This is a genomic window from Flaviflexus sp. (assembly GCF_052087705.1).
In the GTDB taxonomy this organism is placed as follows: Bacteria; Actinomycetota; Actinomycetes; order Actinomycetales; family Actinomycetaceae; genus Flaviflexus; species Flaviflexus ciconiae.
This window is the reverse complement of the sequence record NZ_JBQCYC010000015.1, coordinates 36,370-49,932: the sequence shown is the minus strand read 5'-3', so window position 1 is coordinate 49,932 and position 13,563 is coordinate 36,370. Positions and strand designations below refer to the sequence as shown.

Below are 13,563 nucleotides of genomic sequence, written 5' to 3'. Positions count from 1 at the left end.
TGGTTGGTGGCAACGCCGATCACGAGTTCAAGTACGGCCGCGACAACGACGAAATTCTCGTCGGCGACTGGGACGGCGACGGAACCGACACCCTCGGTGTTCGCCGCGGCCACACCATCTACCTGAACAACGAACTGGTTGGTGGCAACGCCGATCACGAGTTCAAGTACGGCCGCGACAACGACGAAATCCTTGTCGGCGACTGGGACGGCAACGACTCGGATACTTTCACGGTTCGCCGTGGCAAGGTCTTCTTCGTCAACAATGCTCTAACCGGTGGCAACACCGATATTGAGTACAGGTACGGCTGGGAATCCGATGAGGCATTCGCGGGTGACTTCAACGGCGACGGAACCGACACTGTTACGCTACGACGCGACAATGTCTTCCTCATCAACAACGCCCACACCGGCGGCAACGCCGAGCAGGAAATCACGCTGGGATTGTCTACCGACACGATCCTCGTTGGCGACTGGGACGGCGACGGCAGGGACACCCCTGCCCTCAACCGCCACCTCTAAGCACTGAGCGGCGGGCCAAGGTCCGTCACCTCCCTCGGCCCGCCGCTCACCAACTACGCTGCGACAACCCGTAGCAATCAGGAATAGTGGGGCCCGCATGTACTGGACATGCGGGCCCCACTATTGGTTGAGAAGAAACTTCTCTAAGAATTCATAATTTATATATCCATAAGCTGGTCGAGACCGTAGGTCAGGCCTGGCCTGCCGGATACTTCCCGCACGGCAAGGAGCACGCCGGGGAAGAACGATTCGCGGTCGAAGGAATCGGTACGAATCGTGAACTGCTCGCCGGGGTTACCGAAGACAATCTCTTCGTGTGCGGTCAGGCCGCGCAGGCGTACCGCGTGAACGTGTACTCCATCGATGTTTGCTCCGCGTGCGCCGTCCGGATCCGTTTCGGTTGCATCGGGCATGGGACCCAGACCCGCCTCGCGGCGCGCCTGGGCAATTCCCTTGGCGGTTGTCAGAGCCGTTCCCGAGGGTGCGTCGACCTTGTTCGGGTGGTGAAGTTCGATGACTTCCGCGGATTCGAAGTAGGCTGCTGCCTTCTTCGCAAACGACATGGCGAGCACGGCGGACAGAGCGTAGTTGGGTGCGATGATGGCGCCTACACCGGGCTTTGTTTCCAGGAGCTCCCGCACCTGGTCCAGCCCCTCATCCGTCCACCCCGTCGTGCCAACGACGCAGTGCACTCCTGCACCTATGACGGCAAGGGTGTTCTTGAGTGTCGAATCGGGACGGGTGAATTCGATGGCGACCTCTGCCCCGTTGAGGGACTCGGTCGTGATTTCATCACCGGCATCAAGCTGTGCGACCAGCTCCAGCCCATCCGTCTGCTCGACTCCCGCGCTCATGGCCTGGCCCATGCGGCCCTTTGCTCCAATGACTGCAATCTTCATGGGATCACTCTACCGGTCCAACGACAACGCGAGCCCGGTCGTTCACGACGAGCTGTGACAGCACCTGCTCAATATCGTCACGTGTGACGGCACGCTGTCTGCGGAGCGATTCGTCCATGGAAATAAGCCGGCCGGTGGCAACCTCAGCCAGTCCGAGCCTCATCATTCTCTGCTGCGCGGCTTCAGCATCGAACACAACCCCGGCCCTGAGCCTGCGATAGGCGGACTCCACTTCGGATTCTTTAACCGTGCCGACCATGGAGTTGAGGGTGTCGTTCATGAGCTCGGCGACGATATCGGCGTTCTTCGGGGAGGTTGGTGCTGCCATAGCTACCAGTCCCCCGGTCTCATAGGACGCAGCGAGAGCGTAAGCAGAGTAGGCCAATCCCCTCTTTTCTCGTACCTCTTGGAAGAGGCGGGATGAGGAACCGGTGCCGAGGATGGTGAGGGCAGCGATCAGGGCGGGTCGCATCGGATCATCGCTTGTCACCCCCGGCATTCCAATCACCACGGCGGACTGCTCGGATGCTTGAACGATCCGACGGTCCGACAGGTTATAGGACAGGGGTGACTCGATCCGGCGGGGCACGGTGTCCGTGCCATCCAGTTCCCAGCCGTGACGACGCAGTGCATCGATAACGGTCTCGATGAACTCCTCGTGGTCAACGGCACCTGCGGCCGCAACGACCAGTTCACCCGGATGGTAGTGGTCAGCGTAGTGTTCGAGCAGGGAGCCGTGGTCGAGTGCACCCACTGACTGCTTGGTTCCGCCCACGGGGCGGGCTAGCGAGTGGTCGCCAAAAACCGCGGCAGGCAGTGCCTCGTGGGCCACTTCCGAGGGATCGTCAGCATACATGGCCAGCTCGTCGAGGATCACTCCTCGCTCCACGTCCATGTCTTCCCGGTCGAGCCGTGCCGAGGTGATCATGTCGGCAAGGAGGTCAACCGCGCGTTTCAGATCATCCTGGAAGACCCTGCCGTGGTAGGCCGTGAACTGCTTGCCGGTCATGGCATTGAAGTCGCCACCAAGGAAGTCCTGCTCCTCAGCAATATCGATAGCGGAACGGTTCCTGGTGCCTTTGAAGAGCAGGTGTTCCAGAAAGTGCGTGGAGCCCTCATGGCCCGTTTCTTCATCGCGGGAACCCGCACCGATCCACATGCCGAGCGCAACGGAGCGTTGCGTGGGGATGTGTTCGGTGATGAAGCGAATGCCGTGGCGGAGGGTGCGGCGCAAATGCATTCCGGAGTCTTCGACATCAAGGTCCTGGTCTGCCAGGCGGATTTCTGTATATGTCATGGTGATACCGGTATGGGCCGGTCCCGAAGGTCCGGCCCATACTCATAACATCCTTATCGGTTGTTAACGACTGATTAGTCGTGACTGGTTAGTCGTGGCTACTTAGTCCTCATCGGAGGAACGGGTACGACGACGGTTGCGGTTGCGGGGCTTACGCTCGGCGCGCTCCTCGTGACCGTTCTCCTCGTTATCGTTCTCCTCAGCGGACTCGTTCTCTTCGCCCTCAACGATGGCGTGGAGCGAAAGCTTGCCGCGCTGGTCGATCTCAGCGAGCTCAACCTGGACCTTGTCGCCCACGTTGAGGACATCCTCAACGTTCTCGACGCGCTTACCACCAACCATGCGGCGGATCTGCGTGATGTGGAGCAGGCCGTCCTTACCGGGGGTCAGCGATACGAACGCACCGAAGGAGGTTGTCTTGACGACGGTTCCAACGAAGCGTTCGCCCACCTCGGGCATGGTCGGGTTGGCGATCGAGTTGATCGCCTGACGTGCGGCCTCGGCAGCAGAGCCGGTGGTCGCACCAACGAACACGGAGCCGTCGTCCTCGATCGAGATCTCGGCGCCCGTGTCCTCCTGGATCTGGTTGATCATCTTGCCCTTGGGGCCAATGACCTCGCCGATCTTGTCAACGGGGATCTTAATGGTGATGATTCGCGGTGCGGTCTCGTTCATCTCGTCCGGAACCGAGATCGCGCCATCGAGGATGTCGAGGATCGCGAGACGTGCGTCGCGTGCCTGGCCAAGTGCCGCTGCGAGCACCTGGGCCGGGATGCCATCGAGCTTCGTGTCGAGCTGAATAGCGGTCACGAACTCGCGGGTACCTGCAACCTTGAAGTCCATGTCGCCCAGGGCATCCTCGGCGCCAAGAATGTCGGTGAGGGCAACGTAGCGCTGCTCGCCGTCAATCTCTTCGGACATGAGACCCATGGCAATACCGGCGACGGAGGCGCGGAGCGGCACACCGGCGTTCAGCAGCGACAGGGTCGATGCACAGACGGAGCCCATCGAGGTCGAGCCGTTCGAACCGAGGGCCTCGGAGACCTGACGGATTGCGTACGGGAAGTCCTCGCGCGACGGAAGGACCGGGACGAGGGCGCGCTCTGCGAGCATGCCGTGACCGATTTCGCGACGCTTCGGGGAGCCAACGCGGCCGGTTTCACCGGTCGAGTAGGGCGGGAAGTTGTAGTGGTGCATGTAGCGCTTCGACTTCTCCGGGGAGAGGTTGTCGAGCTGCTGCTCCATCTTCAGCATATTAAGGGTAGTGACACCCAGGATCTGGGTCTCGCCACGCTGGAACAGGGCGGAGCCGTGCACGCGGGGAAGAACATTGGTCTCGGCGGAGATCGAACGGATCTCCGCGGGCTGACGGCCGTCCATGCGAACACCCTCGGTGAGAACGCGGTGACGCATCTGCTTCGAGAAGACGGCGTTAACGGCTGCGGACAGCTCGCCTTCGCCCTCCGGGTAGTCCTTCGACAGTTCGGCAACCACGTGGGTGGTGAGCTCGTTCAGTGCGTTATCGCGGTCGGCCTTGCCAACGAGTTCGAGAATCGGGCCGAGACGGTCACCGATCTGCTTCTCAACGCGGTCGAACTGCTCGTCCGAGTAGGAGAGGAAGCGCGGGTAGTCCTGCGTCTCCTTGCCAGCCTGGTCGACGAGTTCCTGCTGTGCGTCGCAGAGAACGCGAATAAAGCCCTTGGCGGCCTCGAGACCCTCGGCGACGGTCTCCTCGGTCGGTGCCTGAGCACCTTCCTGGATAAGGTCCCAGGCGTACTCGCCAGCCTCAGCCTCAACCATCATGACGGCAACGTCGTCACCGACGATACGGCCGGCAACAACCATGCTGAAGGTTGCGCGGGGCAGGTCGGAGTAGCGCGGGAAAGCAACCCACTGGTTGTCGATGAGTGCGATGCGGGTGGCGCCGATCGGGCCCGAGAAGGGCAGACCGGACAGTGTGGTGGACATCGATGCGCCGTTGATGGCGACAACGTCGTACGCATCATCAGGGTGCACCGCCATTACGGTGGCAACAACCTGGACCTCGTTGCGCAGGCCCTTGACGAAGGCGGGACGCAGCGGGCGGTCGATGAGACGGCACGCGAGGATCGCGTCCGTACCCGGGCGGCCTTCACGACGGAAGAACGAGCCGGGGACGCGACCGGCGGCATATGAGCGCTCCTCCACGTCAACGGTCAGCGGGAAGAAGTCGAAGTGATCCTTCGGTGCCTTCGAGACTGCGGTGGCGGACAGGATAGCGGTCTCGCCGTCCAGGTAAACCATTGCGCTTCCGGCTGCCTGGCGCGCAAGCAGGCCGGTTTCGAAACGGATCGTGCGGGTGCCGAAGGAGCCATTATCAATGACTGCTTCGGAAAATTTAACGTCGGGACCTTCCATGGTTCCTCTATCTTTCTTGGAGACGGTCACGGTCATCGATTGCCAGTCACGGGTACCTGCCCCGTAATTTGCAACCGAGGACCGGGCGTCCGCTCCACATACATTATTCTTCTTATTTTTTCTTCAGTGTGCTGTCCCTAGACAGCGGTTGGCCCGGGCCTGCTGGGCCCGGGCCGGTGGTCTTAGCGTCGCAGACCGAGGCGTGCAATGAGAGCGCGGTAACGCTCGATGTCCTCGTCCGCGAGGTACTTGAGGAGGCGCTTACGCTGACCGATGAGAAGCATGAGACCACGACGTGAGTGGTGATCGTGCTTGTGCGAGCGGAAGTGCTCGGTCAGGTCCTTGATGCGCTGCGAGAGCAGAGCAACCTGCACCTCAGGCGAACCAGTGTCACCCTCGTGGGTGGCGTATTCCTTGATAATCTGCTGCTTTTTCTCAGCTGAGAGAGCCATTGATTCTCCAGTTTCTTTCCGTTGCACAGAGCTCCGGGGCCTGTTCTCCCGGGCATGACGCATCCGTGGCCGATCTAACGGCTTTGCAAGCTTACCACGCAGCCCCCAGGCACTCACCGCGAGCATCCGGTGATATTCGCTACGCACCCGCGGCATGGCAACCGCGGTCCCCGGAGAATCGTTACAGGTTGAACTCTTCGGCTTGGAGGCCAGCGGTCACCTGAGTTGGGTCGACCCGGCCGGATACCGGGACGCCAAGGGCAAGGGCTGACTGCCGCAGGTCCTCATCCATCTGCTCAAGGAGCGTCTCCACCCTGTCGAAAGAAACCATGGGGCGAAGGTAGGCAACGAGATCGATGGCGATGTCCTCGCCGTACAGGTCAAGGTCGGCACGTCCGAGGACGTGTGCCTCAACCGTTCTTCCCTTGCCATCAAACTGGGGGTTGGTGCCAATCGAGATAGCTGCCGGTAGATTCTCCACCGCTGAGGTACCGGGGACGTCCCGGACGAGCCAGCCAGCGTACACACCATCCTTGGGGACAACCCCGGCGGATGATGCTTGCAGGTTTGCGGTGGGGAAACCGAGTTCGCGGCCCCGCTTGTGGCCGTGAACGACGGTACCCCGGAGCCGGTGCAGGCGACCAAGCACCTTCGTCGCGGCCTTGACGTCGCCGCGGTCGAGCACTTCGCGTAGCCAGGTCGAGGACCAGCGTCGCCCGGACGCATCGTCCTCGAGGTCGGAAACCACGGTGGCGGTAAAGCCGTGCTTGTCCGCCATGTCCATCAAAAAGTCGCAGTCACCGCTGTTGTCGCGTCCGAACCGAGCATCCTCGCCGACGACAATAGACTTTGCCTTGAGCTCACCCACAAGCTGGTCGAGAATAAACTCTTCTGCCGTGGCTTGGGAGTAGTCGCGCGTGTAGTGCTGGACGTAAACAATGTCGACGTCGAGAGCTTCGAGCCTGCGGAGCCTGTCCTCGACCGAAATAACGAGAGGTACGGTCCGGTCCGGGTTGTGAACGGTGGCCGGGTGGGGATCGAAGGTCAGCACAACGCTGGGAACTCCGAGTAACCGGGCCTCAACAACCGCTTCGTTAATGACAGCCCTGTGCCCCTTGTGCACACCATCGAACACCCCAACAGTAACGACGGAGCCTTCGAAATCGGACGGGGTGTCGGCGGGTGTACGCCAGACCAGCATCAGAGGCCGGAACGCAGGCCGAGCTGCGGGCGACCCTCGGAGCGGTCGACAATCCGCGGATCAACGCCCTTTGATCCACCGCCGCCACAACCGCAGCCGCCACCCTGGCGGGAATGACCGTGGCCTCCACCGTGGGCGTGGCCATGACCTCCACAACCGCAGCCACCACCCTGGTGGGAATGACCGTGGCCGCCACCGTGGGCGTGGCCATGACCTCCACAGCCACAGCCGCTGGATGCTGCCGATACTTCGCGCTTTCCACATGCACAGGTTTGACTCATGGGCACAGTCTACGTCGATCCACCCGCCTAGGCGGAACCGTATGCAGTTGGAGAAATAGGGACGTGGGTGATGCTCGGCAAAATTCTGCAACACTGTCAACACCGGTCTGCAGTACTAGCATGCCACTGATCGTGCGACTGGTCATCCGGTAATCCAGTCCGTCGTACGTCATACCGTCCATGCTTCCGCAGGACTTGCGGGCTCTCGTTTTGCTCCTTCCAATGACCGCCATCTCTCCCCTATCCGATATCCAACGAGAAACACCTGCCCGGTGTCTGTTTTCTCCTTTTCTCGGTCGATCAGCTTGGGATTTGGCAAGCTTGTTCTATGGATACTGAGATTCTGCTGGAATGGCTGTTTATTACCCCGGAAGGTGCGCTGGCGACAGTTATCGCCACGACCGTCATGTACCTTCTTGTCATTCTCGTGTCACGAATACTTGGTGCTCGAGTGCTCACGGGCTTAACGAGTTTCGACATGCTGGCGGGAATCATCTTCGGTGCCGTCGTCGGCCGTGCCACCCTAGGTCCGGGCCCTACCCTCACAACCGGCATCATCGCTTTCCTGACGCTTGTTGCCCTACAGGGAACGATCGGACAGATCGCCCACACGAAGCGTGGCGAGCACTGGGTAAACAACCAGCCGATTTTGCTGTATGCCGGATCGAAGCCCCTCGAGGATGTTCTTCGGAAGACCAGAATCAGCCGTGACGAACTCCAGTCAAAGCTTCGCCTGGCGGGTATCCAATCCAACGATCAGATCTCGGCGATTATCCTCGAACCCACCGGCGAAATCTCAATCCTGACCTCGGACCGGCTCATCGATCACGGCCTTGTTGACGACGTGATCGGCAAGGAGAAGATCCCGCGCGGCCTGATCCGCTGGACCAAGGAAGCTAACGCCATCTAGTCAGAGACACACATTCGTAGGGCGCTATAGGGCGCGGCCTAGGGGAAATACTTCGCCGGGATAACCGCTCCACCGAGAACTAATTTGTCGCCGGAGACAACCGCTCCTACGTGAGGAAAGCCGTTAACCGGGCGACGTCCTTCGCGGTGGCGGTGAGGTTTTCGGCAGTGTGCTCTATCGCTTCCGAAAGGGAACCGGGGCGCCGAGCTATGGGGAACACGGCGGTAACACCCTCGGCGTAGACGTCGTCGATCCCCTCGCCAATGGATCCTGCAAGGACCACGACGGGGAGGTCGGGCCCGCGATGCTTGGCTGCCCAGCGGGATACTCCTACCGGCACCTTGCCCGCCAGGGACTGGCCGTCGATCTGGCCTTCGCCCGTGATGATGAGGTCCGCGTCCTTGATGATGTCGGTAAAGCGCACGGCTTCCAGGAGGGTGTCGATTCCGGGGCGGAGCTCGGCACCGGTGAAAGCAAGAAGGCCGCCGCCAAGTCCCCCGGCGGCACCCGCTCCGGGGACCTGGGCGATATCGATCTCAAGATCGCGTTTGATGATGTCAGCAACGTGGATAAGCCCGGAATCCAGCTCTTTCACCGTGTCGGGATCGGCTCCCTTTTGAGGACCGAAGATGTAGGCGGCACCGTTGGGCCCGGCAAGAGGATTGTCGATGTCGCACATGACGGTGACGGAGATTCCGGAGAGAATCTCTTCTGCACCCGTGGCATCGATACGGGCCACGTCTTTGAGCGTCGAGCCGACGGGAACGAACTCCTCATCCGACCTGTTGTAGAACCGGACGCCGAGGGCGGCGGCCGCCCCGCACCCCAAATCTGTGGTGGCGCTACCACCGGCACCGACGATGACGTGCTTGGAGCCGCCTTCGATTGCGTGGGCAATGAGTTCGCCCACCCCGTAGGTCGTTGTCTTGCCGGCGCTCTTCCTGCCTTCCGCAAGCGGAAGTCCGGCGCACGCCGCCATCTCCACCACCGCGGTTGCAGTATCATCCCCCGAATCGAGGATTCCGTAGGTGGCATTGATCGATTCCCCGGGGAAGACACCGCAGACTTGCGCGGTGATGCTGCGGCCGGTGCCGGCTGCTAGCATGGCGTCAACGGTGCCCTCTCCCCCATCCGCTACTGGGATCTGCGTGATAGCAGCATCGGGGAGGACCTGGCGGAGGCCTTCGGTGATCGCCCCACTGGCTTCCGAGGAGGTCACGGCTCCCTTGAACGAGTCGGGAATGACGACGATGTTCTTCACGAGCATGTTCTTTCTCGATGTGCGGGTGGGCGGGGCCGGGTGTCAGCTTGTGGCTGTCCCTGGCCCCGCCCGTGGCCCGCAGTTACTCTTCTTAGGCTACTAGTTCGGTACCGGTCACTAGATGATGAACAGTCCCAGGATCCAGATGAAGATAATCGACGTGACACCCATGAGCAACGTGACCGTTGTCTGCGTGCGGTAACCCTGCTGCGGTGTCATGCCGGTGAAGTTCGTGACGACCCAGAAGTACGAGTCGTTTGCATGCGACACGGTCATGGCACCAGCCCCGATGGCCATGACCGCCAAGGCGATTTCCGCCGGAGTAACGAGACCGAGGGCCGGGAGTGTCGGGGTGACAATGCCTGCCGTGGTCACGAGAGCAACCGTCGAGGAACCCTGGGCGGTCTTGAGGATCGCGGAGATGATGAACGGGAAGAACAGTCCGATCGAGGAGAAGCTCGTCGCGTTGTCCTCGATGAAGACAACCATGTCGGTCGAGGCAATAACCCGTCCGAGGACGCTGCCGGCGGCGGTGATGAAGAGGATTGGGCCGACGACGCGGAGCGTCTCGTCCGTGATGTCGTAAAGCTCTTTGCCGCGCGTCACGCTGACCAGCGTCACAACGGCAAAGACCACGCCAACCGCGAGCGCGATGATCGGGGTGCCGAAGAAGCCAACGATGTCGCCCAGGAGGCCGTCCCATTCGAAAACGGAGCCGATCGAACCGAGTGCCATGAGGAGGATGGGAACGACGATCGGGAGGAAGGAGTTGGCGACGCTGGGGAGCTTGCCGTACGAGGTACGAAGGTCGTCGTAGGCCTGCTCCAACATAGCATCATCGGCGATCTCATCGTCCTCGTCGGTGCGGATCCGCTTGCCGATGTAGAGGGCATAGAAGTAGGACACGGTGAGAGACGGGATGGAGACAAGAAGACCCAGGCCGATGACAACTAAGAGGTTGTCGCCAATGCCGAGCGTGTTGGCGGCGGCAATCGGGCCCGGGGTGGGCGGGATGAACACGTGGGCCGTGTAGAGACCGGCGGACAGCGCCACGGTCATGGCGACAGCAGAGGTGCCGGTACGCCTAGCAAGTGCCCGACGGATTGGGTTGAGGATAACGAAGCCGGAGTCACAGAACACGGGGATTGAGACGATCCAGCCCATGAGTTGCGTGGCGAGAACCGGGCGTTTCCTACCAATGACGCGGACCAGAGCATCGGCGATCTGGAAGGCGCCACCGGTCTTTTCGAGAACGAGTCCGATGAGGGCACCGAGAATGATGACGATGCCGATCGAGGTAAACGTTCCCGAGAAGCCTTGCCCAATAACGGTGGCGATGCCATTAACTTCTACTTCACCGTCCGCGTCTAGTTGGTTGACGAGGGGTATGCCGCCGATCAGGCCGAAGCCGAGGGCGATAAGCATGATCGAGATAAACGGGTGGATCTTCCACACCGAAATCATGAAGATCATGAGCGCGATTGCGAGAACAAACACGATAATGAGCGGTATGCCAGTCATTTCTGCTCCTTTGCGACAGACTAGCGACAGATGAGCACCACAGTAGGGCGAGTCATTCACAAGAGTCGACGGTCTTCAGACCATGATTTCCACGTTTTGATAGTCGCCAGACCAGTAAGGAGCTAGGATCGTTCCACAGCGGCATGTTTTAGATCGCATGCTCAACCAATATTTCCGCAGGTGTAGCGGGGTTTCTCAGCGTGGAGGAGGATCGGTGAAGATCTCTGTCGAGAATGCTCAGCGGATCGTGTTCGAGATCAGTTCGGTCCTTGGCGAGGACGTGAATCTCATGGACAGGTCTGCGGTCATCATGGCAAGCACGGACCCTAACAGGATCGGCAACCATCACCTTGGGGCGGAACGAGTCATCACGGAGCAGCTTGATCGGCTGATCATTGAGCCGCACGACCGGCTACCAGGGGTCCGCCCGGGCCTCAACCTACCGATCTGGGTCGAAGGCGAAATCACGGGCGTTCTTGGCATCACCGGTGATCCCGCCACCTTCACCACCCCGGCCCACGTGTTGCAGAAAATGACGGAAATTCTCCTGCGGGAAACCCACGTCCGGGAACGAGCGGAACGGCACGGCAGATCCTATTCTCGGTTCCTTGAGGCCTGGTTGACCGACGCTCGGGAGCCCACTCCCGAGATTGTCACCGAAGGTAACGACTTCAACATCGATGTTCGTGCGGCCTACGTCGTTGCTACCGCCAGGGTCACTTCAGCAGGCAGCCCCACCAAACCCGCTGCCTCCTCCTCGTTCCAAGCCGAGGTGGATCGCATGAGCGAACTGGTTCTTGAAGAAGCACGCGCCCGCGGGGCAATCACCGCTCTTCTCGCCTCTCGTATCGTCATCCTTATCCCCCATGCTGTCCTCGACAAGAATCCGATGGGAAGTCGAGATAGTTCCGCTTACTCGCAGTCTTCAGAACAACTGGCGATGATCGTCTCCTGGCTTGACCATCTCGCGCGGAGGGTGCGGGCAGAGTCCACCCTCAGGCTCGCTGTGGGACTTTCCGGTATCGGCCTGCGCGGGCCGCAGGCAACCGATCAGGCGGAGAAAGCGCTGAGCCACGCGCTTCACTCCCCCACCGACATTCATCGTTATGACGGGCTGACCATCGAATTGCTACTGTCGGCCACTCCCGCGCGGGAACGACAGTCATTCGTTCTCCGAGTCTTCGAGGGGCTGCCTGCAGAGCATCGCGATGAGCTCATTCGGTCCCTTCGTGCCTATTTCGACGCAGACGGATCACTCTCCCGAGCCGCCGACATTCTTTTCATTCACAAGAACACCCTCACCGGCAGGCTCAACCGCATTGCCGACTCGACGGGACTGGACCCTCGCAGGATCGCAGATGCTGCAATTCTCTGGCTTGCCCTTCAACTCACGCCGTAGGGCAGGTCAGTAAGCATCGAGGAATAACCCTCCGGCGACAAGATGTCACCTGTCCCTAGGCGAAGACCGTTGCCGGGCCAACCTGGTTGCCTCGTTTCGTGCCGATAGCAACAAGGGTGTCATCGCGGATAAGAGCAACGGGGAAGGACTCAACGTCAAGGTCGATGAACTGGCCGTAGCGCAGTGCCGTCTCCTGCTCGGCCGTGATCTGCACGGATGGCATGGAGCGTTTCGCGGCCTCTGCCATGGGGAGGACTGAGATAGGGCCGGACTGAGCTTGCTCGATCAGGGAATCAATCGTGTGAGCTTCAGAAATGTCGAAGCCGCCAACTCTCGTGCGTCGCAGATAGGTGATGTGGCCAGCAGATCCGAGAGCATTCGCGGTTTGCCGGGCGAGGGCCCGCACGTAGGTCCCGGTGGAGCAACTCACTTCGACATCGAAGTCAGCCAGATCATCGTGGCGAGTAACCGGAGACGTGCGATCAAGACGGTCGATGGTGACGGTCGCGGCCTTCAGGTCAACTTTCTCTCCCGCCCGCGCCAGATGGTAGGCGCGTTTGCCGTCGATCTTCTTGGCCGAGTAGGCGGACGGAATCTGCTCGATCGTTCCGGTGAGGGAGGCAAGGGCAGCATCTATTTGTTCATCGGTTGCTGTCAGCCCGGGGGTGGAGGTGATTTGTCCATCGGCGTCCTCGGTGTCGGTCTCTTGGCCGAGCCGGAACGTTGACAGATAGTCCTTGTCGGCTCCCGACAGGTAGGTCAGGAGCTTGGTCCCTGCGCCGATGCCAATGACGAGCACCCCCGTTGCCGCAGGGTCGAGGGTGCCGGCGTGGCCGACTTTGCGGGTGTGGGCGAGACGGCGAACCGCCGCCACCACATCGTGAGAGGTGGCAGCGGCGGGCTTGTCGACTATGAGGATGCCGGACTGTGCGGGTGCCGCTCCTCGAGGGACGTCGATCATTCGCTGTCGTCGGCCGGCTTCTTGTACGGATCGGAGTCGCCCGCGGGCTTCGCCGACTCGCGCTGACGAGCCAGTTCGGCATCGCGTGCGCGCGCCGCGACCAGAGCGTCCTCAATGGACTGCGCGGTCACCGGAAGAGCATCCGCAACGAACTCGATGGTCGGGGTGAGCCGCAAGCCAAGCTGCTTGCCCACCTCGGAACGGATCATGCCTTTTGCGGACTCGAGAGCCGTGCCGGACGAACGGAGAACCGTTTCGTCACCGAGGACGGTGTAGAAGATCGTTGCTTGCTGCAGGTCGCCGGTGACTCGAACATCGGTCACGGTGACCATGCCGAGCCGCGGATCCTTGAGCTTCCGGTCGATCATGACAGCCACGATCTCCTGGATGCGATCGGCGACCTTGCGGGCGCGAGGGTTTTCGGCCATGGATATTCCTGTTCCCAGGGGTGGGCCCCGGAGGG

12 protein-coding genes and 1 pseudogene are annotated in these 13,563 nt (G+C 61.0%); 3 read left to right on the top strand and 10 right to left on the bottom strand.

The features are described 5' to 3' along the window. Positions 1–521: pseudogene (locus ACTHUY_RS08690) on the top strand (alkaline phosphatase); the annotation flags it as partial. 158 nt (positions 522–679) lie between these two features. On the opposite strand, the gene dapB reads toward ACTHUY_RS08690, so the two are convergent. The 6 genes from dapB to ACTHUY_RS08660 form a co-directional block, all read right to left on the bottom strand. Next, positions 680–1,420, bottom strand: coding sequence for a 4-hydroxy-tetrahydrodipicolinate reductase (gene dapB / locus ACTHUY_RS08685; protein ID WP_441655374.1), 741 nt, complete (start codon positions 1,418–1,420; stop codon positions 680–682). Between the two features lie 4 nt (positions 1,421–1,424). Beyond that, positions 1,425–2,717 carry a M16 family metallopeptidase gene (locus tag ACTHUY_RS08680; protein WP_441678499.1) on the bottom strand — a complete coding sequence of 431 codons (1,293 nt, stop codon included), beginning with the start codon at positions 2,715–2,717 and terminating at the stop codon, positions 1,425–1,427. Positions 2,718–2,819: 102 nt separating this feature from the next. Further along, a complete protein-coding gene (locus tag ACTHUY_RS08675) occupies positions 2,820–5,114 on the bottom strand; it encodes a polyribonucleotide nucleotidyltransferase (protein WP_126702987.1) in 2,295 nt (764 codons plus the stop codon). Between the two features lie 182 nt (positions 5,115–5,296). After that, positions 5,297–5,566: a 30S ribosomal protein S15 gene (rpsO, locus tag ACTHUY_RS08670; protein WP_441655377.1), complete on the bottom strand. Its 270-nt coding sequence runs from the start codon at positions 5,564–5,566 to the stop codon at positions 5,297–5,299. Between the two features lie 181 nt (positions 5,567–5,747). Next, a complete protein-coding gene (locus ACTHUY_RS08665) occupies positions 5,748–6,767 on the bottom strand; it encodes a bifunctional riboflavin kinase/FAD synthetase (RefSeq protein ID WP_441655378.1) in 1,020 nt (339 codons plus the stop codon). Next, a complete protein-coding gene (locus ACTHUY_RS08660; protein ID WP_441678496.1) occupies positions 6,767–7,048 on the bottom strand; it encodes a hypothetical protein in 282 nt (93 codons plus the stop codon). The genes ACTHUY_RS08665 and ACTHUY_RS08660 overlap by 1 nt, the downstream gene beginning before the upstream one ends. 328 nt (positions 7,049–7,376) lie before the next feature. Here ACTHUY_RS08660 and ACTHUY_RS08655 point away from each other — a divergent pair, with 328 nt between their 5' ends. Then, positions 7,377–7,958 carry a DUF421 domain-containing protein gene (locus ACTHUY_RS08655; RefSeq protein WP_441655379.1) on the top strand — a complete coding sequence of 194 codons (582 nt, stop codon included), beginning with the start codon at positions 7,377–7,379 and terminating at the stop codon, positions 7,956–7,958. Between the two features lie 106 nt (positions 7,959–8,064). On the opposite strand, the gene ACTHUY_RS08650 is transcribed toward ACTHUY_RS08655, so the two are convergent. Together ACTHUY_RS08650 and ACTHUY_RS08645 are read right to left on the bottom strand one after the other, a co-directional pair. Beyond that, on the bottom strand, positions 8,065–9,219 hold the full coding sequence (locus tag ACTHUY_RS08650; protein WP_441678494.1) for a glycerate kinase family protein: 1,155 nt from the start codon (positions 9,217–9,219) through the stop codon (positions 8,065–8,067). 117 nt (positions 9,220–9,336) lie between these two features. After that, positions 9,337–10,740: a GntP family permease gene (locus ACTHUY_RS08645; RefSeq protein ID WP_441675375.1), complete on the bottom strand. Its 1,404-nt coding sequence runs from the start codon at positions 10,738–10,740 to the stop codon at positions 9,337–9,339. 214 nt (positions 10,741–10,954) lie between these two features. Between ACTHUY_RS08645 and ACTHUY_RS08640 the strand changes: the two genes are divergently transcribed. Then, positions 10,955–12,139 carry a CdaR family transcriptional regulator gene (locus ACTHUY_RS08640; protein ID WP_441678492.1) on the top strand — a complete coding sequence of 395 codons (1,185 nt, stop codon included), beginning with the start codon at positions 10,955–10,957 and terminating at the stop codon, positions 12,137–12,139. 55 nt (positions 12,140–12,194) lie between these two features. Here the strand turns inward: ACTHUY_RS08640 and truB are convergent, their stop codons facing one another. Together truB and rbfA are read right to left on the bottom strand one after the other, a co-directional pair. Continuing rightward, the gene (gene truB, locus ACTHUY_RS08635) at positions 12,195–13,100 is read right to left on the bottom strand and encodes a tRNA pseudouridine(55) synthase TruB (RefSeq protein WP_441678490.1); all 906 of its coding nucleotides are present in this window, start codon (positions 13,098–13,100) and stop codon (positions 12,195–12,197) included. Next, entirely contained in the window at positions 13,097–13,528 is a 432-nt protein-coding gene (gene rbfA, locus ACTHUY_RS08630) for a 30S ribosome-binding factor RbfA (protein ID WP_441678488.1), read from the bottom strand. Before rbfA ends, truB begins: the two co-directional genes overlap by 4 nt. Positions 13,529–13,563 lie beyond the last annotated feature (35 nt).